This window comes from Microbulbifer variabilis (assembly GCF_020524905.1).
GTDB lineage: Bacteria > Pseudomonadota > Gammaproteobacteria > Pseudomonadales > Cellvibrionaceae > Microbulbifer > Microbulbifer variabilis_A.
Genome location: NZ_JAIVKI010000001.1, coordinates 470337 through 487421 on the forward strand (window position 1 = coordinate 470337; position 17085 = coordinate 487421).

Consider the following 17085-nt stretch of genomic DNA (forward strand, 5'->3'; position numbering starts at 1 on the left):
GAACTGTGCGGGGATGGCCCCATATAGCCCCCAGAGCCCGCGGGACGGGCCCAACTCATTCCTGACAGAGTCGACGCGACGGAGAAAGCAGTGGCCAGAGAGCGCAGCGAAGAAGATCAGATTACAGAGGGGGTGCAGCCGGAAGCCCTGGCTGATGAGCACCTGACAGAGACAGACGAGGCGGTTTCCGCGGAGATTGAAGACCCCTCCGCAACCGAGCGGCAGCAGGCTGAAGAAGCCTTGCACGAAGAAGCCGAAAGTGCCGATGCGCTGCACGATGAAATTATCAAACTGCAAGAGCAGTTAGCCGTGCAGAAGGATCTGGCCTTGCGTGCCCAGGCCGAGGAGCAGAATGCCCGCCGCCGTGCCCAGCAGGATGTGGAGCGCGCACGCAAATTTGCGGTGGAAAAATTGCTGCAGGATTTACTGCCGGTTGTGGATAACCTGGAGCGTGCCCTCGCCACCATCGATACCAAGGATGAAACCAACAAAGCGTTGGTGGAAGGTATCGAGCTAACCCACAAATCTTTCGTTGATACCTTGACGAAAAATTCGGTGGAAGTTGTCGATCCGGCCGGCGAGCCCTTCGACCCGGAATTGCACCAAGCCATGACCCAGGTGCCCAACGGGGAGCTGGAGCCCAATACGGTGATGGAGGTATTTCAAAAAGGGTATCGCCTTAACGGTCGCCTGGTGCGCCCGGCTATGGTGGTGGTCAGCAAAGCGCCGTAACAGCAGGTGTGGAAAACGGCCTTGAATTTTATCGGCCGGCACCAATATAGCTGACAACAGAAGAATTATTCGCGCGTTGTAGACAGAATAAATCTGGCGGCGCGCATCAATCGAGGATTTTACAAATGGGAAAAATTATCGGCATCGACCTGGGTACTACCAACAGCTGTGTGGCAGTGCTGGATGGTGACAAAGCGCGCGTAATCGAAAACGCCGAAGGCGATCGTACTACGCCTTCTATTGTTGCCTTCACTGACGACAACGAAATCCTGGTGGGCCAGTCCGCCAAGCGTCAGGCGGTGACCAATCCCCAGAATACTCTGTTTGCGGTTAAGCGTTTGATCGGCCGTAAATTCAAAGATGAAGTTGTACAGAAAGATATCAAGATGGTGCCTTACACCATCACCGAAGCCGACAACGGCGATGCTTGGGTAGAAGTGAAAGGCGATAAAAAAGCTCCGCCTCAGATCTCTGCTGAAGTCTTGAAGAAAATGAAAAAAACCGCGGAAGATTTCCTCGGTGAAAAAGTAGATGCTGCGGTAATTACCGTACCGGCTTACTTTAATGACTCCCAGCGTCAGGCCACCAAAGACGCCGGCCGTATTGCTGGCCTGGACGTTAAGCGCATTATCAACGAGCCGACTGCCGCTGCACTGGCCTACGGCCTGGACAAGCAGGGTGGCGACCGCACCGTAGCGGTATACGATCTGGGTGGTGGTACTTTCGATATCTCCATCATCGAAATTGCAGACGTGGATGGCGAGAAGCAGTTTGAAGTACTGTCCACCAACGGCGACACCTTCCTCGGTGGTGAAGACTTCGACCTGCGCCTGATCGACTACTTGGCGGCAGAGTTCAAGAAAGATCAGGGCATCGACCTGAAAGGCGACCCCCTGGCGATGCAGCGTCTGAAAGAAGCTGCAGAAAAAGCCAAGATCGAGCTGTCCTCCAGTCAGCAGACCGAGGTGAATCTGCCGTACATTACTGCAGACGCCACTGGTCCAAAGCACTTGGTGGTTAAACTGACTCGCGCCAAGCTGGAAAGCCTGGTTGAAGAGCTGGTAATCCGCTCCCTGGAGCCGGTAAAAATTGCTCTGCAGGATGCTGACTTGTCCGCCTCTGGCGTAGACGAAGTGATCCTGGTTGGTGGTCAGACTCGTATGCCGCTTGTTCAGCAAAAAGTAACCGAGTTCTTCGGCAAAGAGCCGCGCAAAGATGTTAACCCCGACGAAGCCGTTGCCGTGGGCGCTGCTATCCAGGGCGCGGTACTGTCCGGTGATGTTAAAGACGTACTGCTGCTGGACGTTACCCCGCTGACTCTGGGTATCGAAACCATGGGCGGTGTTGCGACTCCGCTGATCGACAAGAACACCACAATCCCGACCAAAAAATCCCAGGTGTTCTCTACTGCAGAAGATAACCAGACCGCGGTGACCATTCACGTGGTACAGGGTGAGCGCAAACAGGCTTCCCAGAACAAATCTCTGGGTCGTTTTGACCTGGCTGATATCCCGCCGTCCCCCCGCGGTGTACCTCAGATCGAAGTAACTTTCGATATCGATGCCAACGGCATCCTGCACGTACACGCGAAGGACAAGGCGACAGGTAAAGAGCAGTCCATCGTGATCAAGGCTTCCTCCGGTTTGTCCGAGGAAGAGATCGATAAGATGGTTCAGGACGCCGAGGCGAATGCCGAAGCGGACAAGCAGTTCGAGGAACTGGTACAGACCCGCAACACCCTCGACGGTCTGATCTCTGCCACCAAGAAGACCTTGGAAGAAGCCGGTGACAAAGCCACCGCTGAAGAGAAGTCCGCGATCGAAGCGGCGATCAGCGAAGCGGAAGAGGCGGTAAAAGGCAACGATAAGGCTGCCATGGAAGCCGCAACGACCAAACTGACCGAAGCTTCCGGCCCGGTTGCGCAGAAAATGTACGCCGAACAGGCCCAGGCCGCTGGCGCTGAAGGTGCCGCTGGTGCAGGCGCTCAAGGTGAACAGCAGTCCTCCGCAGGCGACGATGCGGTTGACGCCGAGTTCGAAGAAGTAAAGGAAGACAAAAAAGAAGGTAAGTAAGCGTTCGCTTGCATTTCCGGCGGTAACTTTTACAGTATCCGCCGGAAAACTTCAGGGGCGCGGCGCCTTACTTTCAGAGGCCCGCGCCCTGTGTTGTTTCAGGTATCCGTCAAAATTTACAGTGATTGTGCAATTTGGCGGCGCTCCGCATGCGGAGTTTAGTTAGAAACCGAGAACTAGAAAGAGTTTGGCCGTTCTTGATGCCGGACCAGAGAACATAGTTTTATGTCGAAACGCGATTATTACGAAGTCCTCGGCGTCGAGCGCGGCGCTTCGGATGCAGAGCTGAAGAAAGCCTACCGCCGGGTGGCAATGAAGTTTCACCCGGACCGTAACCCCGATGATGCGGAAGCCGAAAACAAATTCAAAGAGGCCAATGAGGCCTACGAAATACTGTCCGACTCACAGAAACGTGCGGCTTACGACCAGTTTGGCCACGCCGGTGTAGAAGGCCAGATGGGCGGTGGTGGTGCCGGCGGTTTCGGTGGTTTCTCCGATATCTTCGGCGATGTGTTCGGCGATATTTTTGGTGGGGGCGGTGGTCGTCGCGGTGGCCCTGCGCGCGGTTCCGACTTGCGCTATGACCTGGAGCTGGACCTGGAAGACGCAGTGCGTGGCACTACGGTCAAAATTCGCGTACCGACTTTGGCCTCGTGTGATACCTGCCATGGCTCCGGTGCCAAGCCCGGTTCTTCACCGCAGACCTGCGGCACTTGTGGCGGTGCTGGCCAAGTGCGTATGCAGCAGGGTTTCTTCTCTGTTCAGCAGACCTGCCCCAACTGTCGTGGGCGCGGCTCTATTATTTCCGATCCCTGTGGCAGCTGCCACGGTCGCGGTCGGGTAGAGGAGACTAAGACTCTGTCGGTGAAAGTGCCCCCCGGTGTGGATACTGGCGACCGTATTCGCCTGTCCGGTGAGGGTGAAGCCGGCCCTGATGGCGGTCCCGCTGGCGATCTGTATGTGCAGGTCGTGGTAAAGGAACACGACCTGTTCCAGCGCGATGGCAAGAACCTCTACTGCGAAGTGCCAATCAGCTTCTCTTCCGCTGCGCTTGGCGGAGAACTGGAAGTGCCGACGCTTGATGGCAAGGTAAAACTGAAGATTCCCGCGGAGAGTCAGACCGGCAAGTTGTTCCGGCTGCGCGGCAAAGGGGTAACCCCTGTGCGCGGTGGTGCTACTGGCGACCTGTTGTGTCGGGTTGTGGTGGAAACACCGGTGAACCTCTCCAGCAAGCAAAAAGAGCTGCTGCAGGAATTTGCCAATACCCTTAGTGAAAAGAAAAATGCGCCTCGTCAAACCGGCTGGTTTGAGGGAGTGAAGAGCTTCTTTGGAGATATGAAGCTGTAAGCCCTTTTGGGCGAGCTCTATAGGTTTTTCGACTTTTGGCAGCCTCAACTTCTGGGGCTGCTTCTTAAGTTGACTTGTAGGACAGCTTTCGGAGAGTCTTTAGAGGTAGAAAAAGTAGTGAGTACCGGCCCTGGTCGCCGCCGGGTTAGTCCTCTTGGGTAGATCGGGCCCTCAGTCGAGCAGCTAACTCCATCAAAAATTCGTGCTGGATCTTACCCAGTGCTGCCATCTGTTGTTGATTCAATATTCCCTCCAACTCTTTGTTCGATTGGGCACTGATTGTGGCCAATTGCGCACCTATTTCCCCGCGCTGCTTGGGAGTCAAGCGGACTTTCGGGTTGTTTAATACGCCATAGCGTTCCAATACCGCCTTTTTTTCTGCAAGGCTCTTTTGCATGATGGGCAGTACAGCTTTTTCCTGGCCAGGGGTGAGCTGCAGACGCAGCGTCACCCAATCTGTTATGTCGTCATATTTCTCCCAGAAATCTGGACTGGCGCTCTGTTGCTGGGCAGACGCGGGCGCACTGCCAAAGGCCAGGGTCAGGAAAATGACCACTGCCAGTAAATGTGGCAGATGGTTAGATCGAATCATTAGTCGCATGTTGGCGCTCCATTTAGCCCTCTGGGATAAGACTAGCATCGCCATTTGGCATTGCTTTCACTTAGTTGCAGTTAGTTGGTAATAAGCTTGTGCTTCGTTATTTCCTCTATTGCAGAAATCTCGTGGCCTGAATTATGACCATGCAAAAGTGATCACTTTTAAAGAGGCTGTTTTTGTGGCTGCCTTCTGGCAGGGCGGGGTAAGATTCGCAACCTCATGGGCGTAGACAGGAGTGTTGTTGTGGCAGTAAAGATAGCGATCAGCGGGTTTGGTGGGCGTATGGGGCGGGCTCTGGCGGAGGCTCTGATGCTCACCAGGGAAGCGAAACTCAGCGCCGCTGTTGTCAGGCCCGGCTCCAGCCTGGTGGGTGCCGATGCCGGTGAAGTTGCCGGCCTGGGTTCCAATGGCGTAGCCATCGTGGATAGCCTGGAAAAAGCCGAGTTTGATGTGTTGATCGACTTTTCCGCACCTCTCGCCACTGTGTCGAATACTGCATATTGTGCCACTCACGGTCGCCCCATAGTGATTGGTACAACAGGATTTACTGCAGAGCAAAAGAGCGAAGTACTCAGTCACACTGAACAAGTGCCGCTGTGCCTGGCGAGTAACTTTTCTACCGGTGTAAACCTGTGTTTTAAATTGCTGGAGACTGCCGCGCGGGTGATGGGTGAAGACGCAGATATAGAAATTGTTGAGGCCCATCACCGCCACAAAGTGGATGCTCCCTCGGGCACAGCCCTCAGTATGGGGGAAGTGGTGGCCGAGACTTTGGGGCGCGATCTCGATAAGGTGGCGACCTATGGGCGAGAGGGGCAAACAGGCGAACGCTCACGGGACACCATCGGCTTTGCCACGGTACGTGGAGGGGATGTGGTTGGTGAGCATACGGTGATGTTTCTCGCCGAAGGTGAACGGGTTGAGATCAGCCACCGCGCCAGTAGTCGCCTCTCTTTTGCCCGCGGCGCAGTGCGTGCCGCGCTGTGGCTAATGGGAGATGAGCAGTCCCAGCGCGCCCCAGGTCACTACGATATGCGCGATGTGCTGGGATTAAATTAATTTACCCACTGCAATGGTTTTTTTAGTGGGGTAGCCCCGCCTCACCCAGTCAGTTCTATCCAGGAGAAGTGCTGCTGGTGTGAGTTGGCAGCAGGAGTGGCTAAAAAGACTCTAAGTGGGTTGGCGAGCGATTGTTTCGCACAAGTTAAAAATAGTTCGGGCTGTTTATTTGCTCGAAAGTTTAAAAAATAGAGGATTTTTTCGTTTGGAAAAAAAATTGATTGTCGGCAGTGAAGAGTGGTGTGCATTTCCTGGCTTGGGTATTCCCGCAATTAAGGCCCGGGTGGACTCTGGAGCTAAGACGTCTTGCCTGCACGCTTACAATATTCAGACGTTCAAGCGCGACGGTGAGCCCTGGGTAAGTTTTGAAGCGCACCCATTACAGCACCAACGCCGTCCAACCGTGCGCTGTGAGGCCCGTCTTCTGGATAAGCGCTTGGTGCGCAGTTCTTCCGGTGAAGCGGAGCGGCGTCCAGTCATTCGCACGGCACTATCCATTGGCGGTAGCGTTTGGGATATCGAACTGACCCTGACCAATCGCGACAGTATGGGTTACCGCATGTTGCTCGGACGTGAAGCAATGCTTGGGCGTATGATGGTGGACCCTTCGGAGGGGTTCTGCCTGGGTGATTTGCCAAAAAGCCAGCTGGATGAATTTTATCGAGACGAACACCATATCGCCGGCACAGGCCTGCGTATTGGCTTGCTGGCTTCCAACCCAGACCTTTACAGCAACCGTCGCATTATGGAAGCCGGTGCCGAGCGCGGTCACCGCATGACCTTCCTGGACGTTCGTCAGTGTTATATGAAACTGGATGCGGATGAGCCCGAGGTGCATTACCGCGATGGCAGAATCCTCAATAATCTGGATGCCATTATCCCGCGGATTCGTCCCAGCCAGACCTTTTACGGCTGTGCCCTGACTCGCCACTTCGAGAGTCTGGAGGTGTTTGCCCTGAATGGTTCTGCGGCGATCAGTCAGTCGCGGGACAAGTTGTTTTCCCTGCAGCTTCTGCAGCAGAGCGGCTTGAGTATCCCTACCTCTGGCTTCGCTAACTCGCCGGTGGATACCAATGAGTTGATCGAGATGGTCGGCGGTGCGCCGCTGATCGTGAAACTGCTGGAGGGAACACAAGGGCGCGGCGTTGTGCTGGCGGAAACACGTAAAGCGGCGGAGTCGGTCATTAACGCGTTTAAATCCCTAAAGGCCAACCTGTTGGTGCAGGAGTTTATCCGCGAAGCTCAAGGCAAGGATTTGCGCCTGTTCGTGATCGATGGACGGGTGGTGGCATCAATCCAGCGGGAGGCGGCACCGGGTGAGTTCCGAGCCAATATTCACCAGGGCGGAACCGCTTCAGTGGTCAAGGTCACGGCAGATGAAAAGCGCATAGCGATTAAGGCGGCAAAAGCGCTGGGTTTGAAGGTGGCGGGTGTAGATATTATTCGCTCGCGCAAGGGGCCGCTGCTGCTTGAGGTGAACTCCTCTCCCGGTCTGGAAGGTATCGAGAGCGCCACCCGTAAAGATATTGCTGGGGCCATGATCATGTCGATTGAGAAGGCCCTTAAGTGGCGTCCGGCGACAAAAATGGCAGAAAGCAGTATCGACCTAGAGAAGAGTACGTCTGAATAGTCGATGGTGATTGGGGCGCCGGCGGCTCTAAGTCCAGTGGGCTAACCTTCAGAGGTAGCCGGGCTTTTCGCTGGCGCGCTCATCAAGCCTCGGCAAATAGTTTGCCCTGGTATCCGCCGATAGACACTCTCTGCCGGGACCGCCTCTGTCGCCGGCAGCTGGTGTAAACCGCAGGGTTAAACTGACCGTGAAGACACACTGCCTCAGACCACCCGTTTCCCGACTATCCCTGATTTTCTCCCTGTTGTTGAGCTTGCTGATTGCGCCATTTACCCTGGCCGCAGTGCATCTTTCCGATACCCCCTTGGGGCGGCGTGTGATGGTGGATTACATCGTTCATTTCGCCTACAACCTGCAGTGGCCGGTCAACGCTTTTGATAACTACACTGCCCCATTCAAGGTGTGCCTGATGGGTGGGGATTCCCTGGGAGAGACTCTGGCGGAGCGTTTCCGAAACCAGCGTATTGACGGGCGCAAGGTAGCGCTGGAGAAAATTGAGCTCAAGGATATACTGCGTGCGCGCAAGTGTCAGATTGTGATTCTCGGTTCTATGGATCGCGCCAATCTGCTTAAAGCGCTGGTTACTGTAGAATTCTTCCCGGTCCTTACGGTGAGCGATGCCGATCGCTTTGCTGCAACCGGCGGAATGATCGAGTTTGCCGATTCCGGCGGTGAAGTGGCTTTGCGCATGAATAAAACCATGCTGGAGAAGGCGGAGTTAAAAATGGGCAACAGCTTATTTCGTCTTGGACAAAAACCAGACTGAGGAAGATCCCTTGGCCGCGTTTGGCGTATTTTTGCACTAGCGTCCAGAGGGGATTTCGCGTAGAATCTGCGCCCGAATTTGGGCTGGTGTCGCGTAGCTAAATTGCACGCGCGAGTCCGCTAAAAGCCGGTGGCAAGCATCGGCCAATTTGTGAGAGCCGCGCGTGAATAGATTTTTAAAGCGAGATGAAGCTGCGATGTTTCATCTCGCTTTTTTATGCGCGCGCCAGCCGGGAGCCTGTATGCTCCAAAGCCCGCAAACCCCGCCCGGAAGCAGTTCTGAAGATTGGAGTTCAATTTGACTAAAGCTGTCCCTACGTCGGAGGCCTTCATGCCCCACAACTTTATGCAGAGTACAACTCCCGCCCTGCTGGTGCTCGCAGATGGTAGCGTCTTTGAAGGACGCGCGATCGGCGCCCACGGCAGTTCTGTTGGCGAGGTGGTGTTCAACACCTCAATGACCGGCTACCAGGAGATCCTTACCGATCCCTCCTATGCCCGCCAGATTGTGACTCTGACTTATCCACACATCGGCAATACTGGCACCAACCAGGAAGACGAAGAATGCGCCGATATCTGGGCCGCGGGCCTGGTAATCCGCGACTTGCCGCTGCTGGCCAGCAGCTTCCGCAACGAGCAGTCCCTGGAAGACTACCTGCGCGATCGCAATATCGTCGGTATCGCCGATATCGACACTCGCCGCCTGACTCGCCTGCTGCGTGACAAGGGCGCACAGAGCGGTTGCATCGTCGCCGGCGACAATATCGACCGCGAAGAAGCCCTGGCCAAGGCCAAGGCATTTGCCGGCCTGAAAGGGATGGATCTGGCCAAGGTGGTCAGTACCAAGGAAGCCTATCCCTTTAGCGAGGGCTCCTGGACTCTCGGGGAAGGTCACAAGGCCGCGCCGGAGCAACCCTTCAAAGTGATCGCTTATGATTTCGGTGTGAAGCGCAATATCCTGCGTATGCTGGTGGATCGCGGTTGTGACATCACCGTGGTACCAGCGGAAACCCCGGCCTCTGAAGTGCTGGCGATGAATCCCAACGGCGTCTTCTTGTCCAATGGTCCCGGTGACCCCGAGCCTTGCGAATACGCGATTACCGCTATCCGTGAAATCCTCGATGCCGGCATCCCCACTTACGGCATCTGCCTGGGCCATCAGTTGCTGGGCCTTGCGGTAGGCGGCAAGACGGCCAAGATGAAGTTCGGTCACCACGGTGGTAACCACCCGGTACAAGACCTGAACAGCACCAAGGTGATGATCACCGCGCAGAACCATGGTTTCGAAGTGGATGCCGACAGCCTGCCGGACAATGTGGAGGTTACCCACAAGTCCCTGTTCGACGGCACCTTGCAGGGCATTCGTTTGACAGACAAGCCGGCTTTCAGCTTCCAGGGGCACCCGGAAGCGAGCCCGGGCCCACACGATGTGGCGCCGCTTTTCGACCACTTTATTGATCTGATGAAAGAGCGCGCCTGAGGGCGCAGCTGCCCAGGGTAGGGCAATTAACCGCCGCTTTTGCGGCGGTTTTAACAAGACACGAATGAAATTAGCGCAGCCGGCCCGAGCCGGTAGTAGAACGGAAGAAAGATGCCAAAACGCACAGATATCCAAAGCATTCTGATTATCGGCGCAGGCCCCATCGTGATCGGCCAGGCGTGCGAATTTGACTACTCCGGTGCCCAGGCCTGTAAGGCGCTGCGCGAAGAGGGTTATCGGGTTATCCTGGTGAACTCCAATCCGGCCACCATCATGACCGACCCGGCCATGGCTGACGCCACCTACATTGAGCCGGTCGAGTGGCGGACTGTCGCCAAGATTATTGAGCAGGAGCGTCCCGATGCCATCCTGCCCACCATGGGCGGCCAGACGGCGCTGAACTGTGCCCTGGACCTGGACAAGCACGGTGTCCTGGAGAAGTTCAATGTCGAGCTGATCGGTGCGGACAAAGACGCCATCGAGAAAGCCGAAGACCGCGACCTCTTCGACAAGGCTATGAAGGCCATTGGCCTGGAAACCCCGCGCGCCAAGATCGTCCACTCCATGGAAGAGGCAAAGGCGGTACCGGAGGAGTTTGGCTTCCCGGTCATTATCCGCCCGTCCTTCACCATGGGCGGTTCCGGTGGTGGTGTGGCCTACAACTGGCCGGAGTTTGAAGAGATCTGTAAGCGCGGTCTCGACCTTTCCCCCACCAACGAACTGCTGATCGACGAATCCCTGCTGGGCTGGAAAGAGTACGAGATGGAAGTGGTTCGCGATAAGAACGACAACTGCATCATCGTATGTTCCATCGAGAACTTCGACCCGATGGGCGTTCACACCGGCGACTCCATCACCGTTGCCCCGGCGCAGACGCTGACCGATAAGGAATATCAGCTGATGCGAAACGCCTCCATCGCGGTACTGCGCGAGATCGGCGTTGAGACCGGTGGCTCCAACGTTCAGTTCGGCGTCTGCCCGAAGACTGGCCGCATGGTTGTGATCGAGATGAACCCGCGGGTATCCCGCTCCTCCGCACTGGCCTCCAAGGCTACCGGCTTCCCGATTGCCAAGGTCGCGGCCAAGCTGGCGGTGGGCTACACCCTGGATGAGTTGCAAAACGATATCACCGGCGGCGCTACCCCGGCGTCCTTCGAGCCATCTATCGACTACGTTGTCACCAAGATTCCGCGCTTTACTTTCGAGAAATTCGGTGAAGCCGATGCGCGCCTGACCACCCAAATGAAATCGGTGGGTGAAGTGATGGCGATTGGCCGAACTTTCCAGGAGTCCCTGCAGAAAGCTCTGCGCGGCCTGGAAGTGGGCAGTTTTGGCCTGGAAAGCAAGGTCAACCCGAAAAAAGACGGTGCCGAGAACCGTGTGCGCCGAGAACTCTCCGTTCCGGGCGCCGAGCGCATTTGGTATGTGGGCGATGCCTTCCGCCTGGGCATGAGTGTCGGCGAAATTTACGACTTGTCCGGTATCGATCCTTGGTTCCTGGTGCAGATCGAAGAGCTGATCAAAATCGAAGAGCCGCTCAAGTCCCTACCCACCTCGGCGCTGACAGCCGAGTATATGCGCTTCCTCAAACGCAAAGGCTTCTCCGATCGCCGCCTGGCAGATCTGCTGGGGGTGAGCCAGAAGACCGTGCGCGAGTTCCGCCACAAGCTGGGCGTCTTCCCATCTTACAAGCGTGTGGACACCTGTGCCGCTGAGTTCAGCACCTCCACGGCTTACATGTACTCCACCTACGATGAGGAGTGCGAAGCGGAGCCGTCTAACAAGAAGAAAATCATGGTGCTCGGCGGTGGCCCCAACCGTATCGGTCAGGGCATCGAGTTCGACTACTGTTGTGTACACGCCGCCCTGGCGATGCGCGAAGACGGTTACGAGACCATCATGGTCAACTGTAATCCGGAGACCGTTTCCACGGACTATGACACTTCCGACCGCCTCTACTTCGAGCCGGTAACCCTGGAAGACGTTCTGGAAATCGTTGCAAAAGAGAAGCCGGAAGGCGTGATTGTACAGTTTGGTGGCCAGACTCCGCTGAATCTGGCGCGCTACCTCGCCAACGAAGGTGTGCCGATTATCGGTACCACCCCAGAGCAGATCGACCGCGCCGAAGACCGCGAACGCTTCCAGCAGATGATTATGCGTCTCGGCCTCAAGCAGCCGAAGAACGCCATCGTGCGCTCTGTCTCTGAAGCTATTCAGGCTGCAAAAGAGGTGGGCTACCCGCTGGTGGTGCGCCCGTCTTACGTACTGGGTGGCCGCGCCATGGAGATCGTCTACAAGGAAGACGAGCTGCTCACTTACATGAAAGAAGCGGTGCAGGTTTCCGACGAAGCACCGGTTCTGCTGGACCACTTCCTCAACGCCGCTATTGAGGTGGATATCGACGCGGTATCCGATGGCAAGGACGTTGTAATCGGCGCCATCATGCAGCACATCGAACAGTGTGGCGTTCACTCCGGTGACTCCGCCTGCTCCCTGCCGCCCTACAGCTTGCCGGCAGATGTGCAGGACCGTATGCGCGAAGAAGTGAAAGCCATGGCCCGTGAACTGGGCGTGGTTGGCCTGATGAACACCCAGCTGGCCTATCAGGACGGCGAGATCTACGTGATCGAGGTGAACCCGCGCGCTTCCCGTACTGTACCGTTCGTGTCCAAGTGCATCGGTACCTCCCTGGCGAAAGTGGCTGCGCGCTGTCAGGCGGGTATCAGCCTGCAAGAGCAGGGTTTTACCGAAGAGATCGTTCCGGATTACTACTCCGTCAAAGAGTCTGTATTCCCCTTCAACAAGTTCCCGAAAGTGGACCCGATTCTCGGCCCAGAGATGAAGTCCACCGGCGAAGTGATGGGCGTGGGCGCGACCTTCGCAGAAGCTTTCGACAAAGGCTTGGTTGCCGCTGGCGATCGCCTGCCGGAGTCCGGCCGAGTATTTATCTCGGTACGCGATTTCGACAAGGCTGATGCTGTGGGTGTGGCCCGCGATCTGGTGGAGCTGGGCTTCGAGGTCATAGCCAGCCGAGGCACCGCCAAGGTCTTGCAAGATAACGATATTCCCGTTACAACCGTCAACAAGATGAGTGAGGGGCGCCCGCATATCGTCGATATGATCAAGAACGACGAGATCGCATTGGTGGTAAACACCACCGAGGGTCGCCAGGCGATTCGCGATTCCGCGGATATCCGCCGCAGTGCTGAGAACCACCAGGTGTGTTACACCACCACCTTGGCGGCTGCTCAGGCAATGGCGATGGCCATGCGCCAGGAGCAGCCGCTGCAGGTACGTCGCCTGCAGGACCTGCACCAGCGTGTGGTTAAGCTGTCCTAAGCATCTACAATAATTCGTCAGTTCCGACCGGGCCTTGTGGTGACACAGGGCCCGGTTGCGTAGTAACTATAATGGAGGTCCCACATTGAACCGGGTACCAATGACCGTCGAAGGCGCTGAAGCGCTGCGTTCAGAATTGGAAAATCTGAAAAAAGTCGAACGCCCAGCGGTGGTGGAAGCCATTGCCGAGGCACGCGAACACGGTGATTTAAAGGAAAATGCCGAATACCATGCGGCGCGGGAGAAGCAGGGCTTTATTGAAGGCCGTATTCAAGAGATTGAAGCTAAGCTGTCCCACGCCCAAGTGATCGATGTGAAATCGATTGAGCCCAGTGACAAAGTGATCTTTGGCACTACGGTAACCATCATCCACCTGGATGACGATGCAGAAGTCACTTATAAAATTGTTGGTGACGACGAAGCCGATGTGAAGAAGCACAAAATCTCGGTGAATTCCCCCATTGCCCGTGCCCTGATTGGCAAAGAGGTTGGTGAGGTGGTTGTAGTCCACACACCTTCCGGTACGGTGGAATATGAAATCGATACCGTAGAGCACCTGTAACAAGGTCTCTAAGAAAGAAAAAGGGCGGCCAGGGGCCGCCTTTTTTCTTGGGGGCAGGAGCAGCTTTACTGGGAAACGAAACTTTGGTTGTTTTCACCGTGCTGGTGAACTTTGGCGGTCTCATTGTAGCCAAACTGGGCAACGAGGCTGTTATTATTCCAACCGTTTTGAATGGCTTCGGCGTGATGATTTTCACCGATTTGGCCCAGGTACACATCATTGCCGTAGCCATACTGCATGGTTTTACCAAAATGGTTGCTACCGGCCTGGGAAATATCTGCCTCGTTATACCAGCCATCCTGATACATTTTGGCTTCATGACTGTGGCCCAGTTGGCGAATATCGGCGTCGTTTTTACCGCCATCCCCCTGGATTAAGTGGGCCTTGTGAAACTCTCCAATTTGTAAAATATCACCCCGATTCATTTCACCACCTTGCGAGAGCATGGCCTCACTGCCATGGCTACCTACCTGAGTTACAGTAGCGTTACTGAAATCACTGTTTTGCAAGATAGTTGCCTGGTTGCTACTACCCGATTGTTGGTAGGTCCAAGCGGTATTACCGATACCTTCCTGAGTGTGGATGGAGAAGCTACTGTGCTCACCAAATTGGAAGGTTAAGGAGTTATTGTCGATGCCAGATTGCTCACTCATTGCGGTATTGTCAGATCCACCTTTCTGAAAAGCATTCGCGTAGTTACTAGTCCCATCCTGGTATTGAAGAACCGTACTGTGGTGTTCATAGACCTGGATACTAACGGCGGTATTGAACCCCTGATGTTGCTCCTGATGAACCAGGTTGTGATGGCTACCGGGGCCCGCTTGGTCAACATAAGCGTTGTTGCCAATACCGTTTTGATCCTGATAAGCAGTATTGCTGTCGGAAAAAGCGTTGCCACTAAGGATTAAGACCATAGCGGCAGGAATTGGGGTAAAAATTTTCATGAGTATCTCCATTACTACTTAAAAAAGAGCATCACGATAGGGGACAGCGTAAACTTGCTGATCTGGCGTACTGTGTAGTTAGCGAGAGCTGTTACAGTGAGGCGCTAAAATTTTTCTGGCGGCACCACTGTAATTTGTCTAGGCAAGCTCGGACGTAAAGTGTCTGAGTAAAAAGGTTGAATCGATAGAAAGTCGAAGAGGGGATAAATCTGGCACATTTTAGTTGACATCCCTGATACTGCTTAGGAGTCCATAATTTCGTTCCGTCCCTTTTAGTGTTGCTTCAGTGTCAAAGAAAAGCCATAGGAGAGAAGTGCTATTTGGCTGAGAGAGAAGTTTTAGCAAAGACTAAATCGAAGGTAAAAGTAATTTGAAAAAATGCCAGCAGCAACTGGCATTAAATTAAAACAGTCATGGTAAGATCTTATTGAATAATATGGCTTTGATTGTTAACTCCTATCTGAAGAATATCAATACTTTGATTTGTTCCGGATTGCCAAAGAGATACATGATTAAAACCGCCAAATTGTCCGGCATTCGCCTTAAGGTTGCTGCCAGATTGAACCAAAAAAGCCCCATTGCTAAAGCCCAATTGAGTGACCGATCCAATATTGCTGTCACCTGTTTGAGCAAGATCAATCAGGTTATCCACTCCGGTTTGCATCGTTGTCGCACATTGATAGTTGCCTTGCTGAATAGTACTGGTGTTATTGAATCCCCCGCTCTGAACTAAAGAGGCTTCATGAGAAAATCCTTGCTGGTGACTGTCAACTCTATTTAATAGACCCGTCTGCATAATATTGATATCACCATTAAAGTTTGTTACCTGGCTGGCCGTTGCTATATTCAGGCGATCATTTTGCTGAATTTGAATACTGTTATTGAACCCCAGTCTTTGAATGGTTAAAGCAAAGTGACTTTGTCCATCCTGGGTGTGTAAAGAGAAGCCTTGAACCTGGTTGATCTGAAAGGTTATCGATTTGCTATTGGTACCAATCTGCACGCTCTGTCCGGCATTGCCACTCCCGAAAGCCTGGCTGACCTCAGATGAATGTTGTTGTCCCGTTTGATATTGTGCGACGGTACTACCGACTTCTACTATCTGATTTGCTATTGCGTCGTTATAAAAGCCAATCTGCTCCTGGATAATTAAGTTACTTTGGTTGAGGGGAGATTGCTGATTAGCGGTTGCATTGTTTCCAATACCAATTTGAACTTGGAGGACAGTTTGGTCATCAGCTTGAGCTGAAAGAGAGTAGCTGGTTAGTATGGTGGCAGCGAAAAGCAGCTTGCTAAAGTGCGTCATAGGTTTCTCCACAACTGCATAAATGGGAGGCTTGGTTACCTATTAATTCTTGCTACAAAAAATAAGTGTCACCATGAGAGAATTGTGGGTGGTTTCTGGGACTTAATTCTCAGTAAAGGGCTCTATAGGTAAGTATTTAAAATATGGTAGGTGTTTAAAGGTAAGTGCTAAAAGGGGAGCACAAAAGGGCTGTACTTGCGGTGGGATAAATAGGTATAGAAGCCAAAAATTAACTTTAATCTTTGACTTCTACTGGGATAGGAGATATTTATTGGTTCACTATGGCAGTGTTGCCGTAGCCGGTTTGGGTAATATTTGTCGATTCAGAAAAACCGCTTTGTATCACTGTAGCTGTATTCATGCCGCCAGATTGATTAACAACTACCATGTGTCCACCACCCAAACCACCATTGCCTGACTGCATAATCGTAGCTTGGTTCAGATAGCCATCCTGAGTGACAAAGGCACTGTTGTACCAAGAAACTTGAACAATTGTGCTGTGGTTACTTTCGCCTTTTTGCAGGATATCCGCTTCGTTATACATGTCGGACTGGGAAATTTCGGCAGAATGTGAAAATCCTGTTTGGGAGATATGTGCATAGTGGCCAGTCCCTTTCTGGCTAATCATTGCTTCGTGGTAGGAGCCGTCTTGGAAAATATGTGCCTCTGAATTAAAGCTGGCATACTGACCAACTAATGCGCCATGAATATGGCCTTTTTGTTCGATAATTGAGATATTGTCACTACCTAGATGCTGTTGAATTTCCGCCTCATTACCGATGCCATTCTGATGTATTTTAGCTTGGCTATTTTGTGTAGAAACCTGATAGGTATTGGCGTGGTTATCCATACCCATCTGAAAAATCAGGGCTTCATTTCCAATACCTCCCATTTGCAGGCTGTAGACTTCGTTTAGTTTATCTTCTTGAACCTGGTAAATGAGGCTATCAGTTTCATTTTTCTGAGCGGCTTCAGCACTATTGAGATTGCCACTCTGTAAGATTTCTATTGAACTGTCGATAGTACTGTTGTCAGTTTGATCAACAAAAGCGTTATTGATGTTGCCATTTTGCTCTAACGTTGTTGTGTTTCCTGCCGCATATGTGAGCCCGCTAGCAGACGCCATAATTGACAGCGACAGAGCTGTAATCTTTTTCACGTTTAACTCCTGTATACTGCTGCGTATATTTCTTTCTGGGGGTATCCTTGTAAACTCGCTAGTTTATTGGTGCCCTGTGATTTTTAATAAAT

General features: G+C 53.5%; 13 protein-coding genes and 1 pseudogene. 10 read left to right on the plus strand and 4 right to left on the minus strand.

Translation table 11 applies throughout. The features are described 5' to 3' along the window. The first annotated feature begins 90 nt into the window (after nucleotides 1–90). From grpE to dnaJ, 3 genes are all read left to right on the plus strand, one after another. Complete coding sequence (grpE, locus tag LC073_RS01950; protein WP_226642841.1) at nucleotides 91–732, plus strand: nucleotide exchange factor GrpE; 642 nt, start codon at nucleotides 91–93, stop codon at nucleotides 730–732. A gap of 125 nt (nucleotides 733–857) precedes the next feature. Further along, entirely contained in the window at nucleotides 858–2804 is a 1947-nt protein-coding gene (dnaK, locus tag LC073_RS01955) for a molecular chaperone DnaK (protein ID WP_226642843.1), read from the plus strand. Between the two features lie 225 nt (nucleotides 2805–3029). Further along, nucleotides 3030–4151, plus strand: coding sequence for a molecular chaperone DnaJ (dnaJ, locus tag LC073_RS01960; protein ID WP_226642845.1), 1122 nt, complete (start codon nucleotides 3030–3032; stop codon nucleotides 4149–4151). Between the two features lie 145 nt (nucleotides 4152–4296). On the opposite strand, the gene LC073_RS01965 is transcribed toward dnaJ, so the two are convergent. Next, nucleotides 4297–4752, minus strand: coding sequence for a hypothetical protein (locus tag LC073_RS01965; RefSeq protein WP_226642847.1), 456 nt, complete (start codon nucleotides 4750–4752; stop codon nucleotides 4297–4299). 240 nt (nucleotides 4753–4992) lie between these two features. Between LC073_RS01965 and dapB the strand changes: the two genes are divergently transcribed. The 7 genes and pseudogenes from dapB to greA all read left to right on the plus strand — a co-directional run bounded on the left by dapB (nucleotide 4993) and on the right by greA (nucleotide 13584). Beyond that, nucleotides 4993–5808, plus strand: coding sequence for a 4-hydroxy-tetrahydrodipicolinate reductase (gene dapB, locus LC073_RS01970; protein WP_226642849.1), 816 nt, complete (start codon nucleotides 4993–4995; stop codon nucleotides 5806–5808). A 115-nt stretch (nucleotides 5809–5923) separates the two neighbouring features. Further along, nucleotides 5924–6415: pseudogene (locus LC073_RS01975) on the plus strand (ATP-dependent zinc protease); the annotation flags it as partial. Between the two features lie 84 nt (nucleotides 6416–6499). Beyond that, nucleotides 6500–7438, plus strand: a complete 939-nt coding sequence (gene rimK, locus LC073_RS01980; RefSeq protein WP_226643299.1) for a 30S ribosomal protein S6--L-glutamate ligase — start codon at nucleotides 6500–6502, stop codon at nucleotides 7436–7438. Between the two features lie 187 nt (nucleotides 7439–7625). Further along, nucleotides 7626–8204: a YfiR family protein gene (locus LC073_RS01985; RefSeq protein ID WP_226642851.1), complete on the plus strand. Its 579-nt coding sequence runs from the start codon at nucleotides 7626–7628 to the stop codon at nucleotides 8202–8204. Nucleotides 8205–8534: 330 nt separating this feature from the next. Then, nucleotides 8535–9683, plus strand: a complete 1149-nt coding sequence (gene carA / locus LC073_RS01990) for a glutamine-hydrolyzing carbamoyl-phosphate synthase small subunit (protein WP_226642853.1) — start codon at nucleotides 8535–8537, stop codon at nucleotides 9681–9683. A gap of 111 nt (nucleotides 9684–9794) precedes the next feature. Beyond that, nucleotides 9795–13022: a carbamoyl-phosphate synthase large subunit gene (carB, locus tag LC073_RS01995; RefSeq protein WP_226642855.1), complete on the plus strand. Its 3228-nt coding sequence runs from the start codon at nucleotides 9795–9797 to the stop codon at nucleotides 13020–13022. Between the two features lie 85 nt (nucleotides 13023–13107). Continuing rightward, the gene (gene greA, locus LC073_RS02000) at nucleotides 13108–13584 is read left to right on the plus strand and encodes a transcription elongation factor GreA (protein WP_226642857.1); all 477 of its coding nucleotides are present in this window, start codon (nucleotides 13108–13110) and stop codon (nucleotides 13582–13584) included. 65 nt (nucleotides 13585–13649) lie between these two features. Here greA and LC073_RS02005 read toward each other — a convergent pair whose 3' ends face one another. The 3 genes from LC073_RS02005 to LC073_RS02015 all read right to left on the minus strand — a co-directional run bounded on the left by LC073_RS02005 (nucleotide 13650) and on the right by LC073_RS02015 (nucleotide 16993). Further along, nucleotides 13650–14528 (minus strand): hypothetical protein, encoded by an 879-nt coding sequence (locus tag LC073_RS02005; protein ID WP_226642859.1) that lies wholly within the window; start codon nucleotides 14526–14528, stop codon nucleotides 13650–13652. A gap of 424 nt (nucleotides 14529–14952) precedes the next feature. After that, the gene (locus LC073_RS02010) at nucleotides 14953–15834 is read right to left on the minus strand and encodes a hypothetical protein (RefSeq protein WP_226642861.1); all 882 of its coding nucleotides are present in this window, start codon (nucleotides 15832–15834) and stop codon (nucleotides 14953–14955) included. Between the two features lie 268 nt (nucleotides 15835–16102). Then, nucleotides 16103–16993, minus strand: coding sequence for a hypothetical protein (locus tag LC073_RS02015; RefSeq protein ID WP_226642863.1), 891 nt, complete (start codon nucleotides 16991–16993; stop codon nucleotides 16103–16105). Between the last annotated feature and the right edge of the window lie 92 nt (nucleotides 16994–17085).

Coding starts and splice junctions, on each gene's coding strand:
- dnaK (WP_226642843.1), top strand. CDS start 858: ATGGGAAAAATTATCGGCATCGACCTGGGTACTACCAACAGCTGTGTG.
- dnaJ (WP_226642845.1), top strand. CDS start 3,030: ATGTCGAAACGCGATTATTACGAAGTCCTCGGCGTCGAGCGCGGCGCT.
- LC073_RS01965 (WP_226642847.1), bottom strand. CDS start 4,752: ATGCGACTAATGATTCGATCTAACCATCTGCCACATTTACTGGCAGTG.
- carA (WP_226642853.1), top strand. CDS start 8,535: ATGCCCCACAACTTTATGCAGAGTACAACTCCCGCCCTGCTGGTGCTC.
- carB (WP_226642855.1), top strand. CDS start 9,795: ATGCCAAAACGCACAGATATCCAAAGCATTCTGATTATCGGCGCAGGC.
- LC073_RS02005 (WP_226642859.1), bottom strand. CDS start 14,528: ATGAAAATTTTTACCCCAATTCCTGCCGCTATGGTCTTAATCCTTAGT.
- LC073_RS02010 (WP_226642861.1), bottom strand. CDS start 15,834: ATGACGCACTTTAGCAAGCTGCTTTTCGCTGCCACCATACTAACCAGC.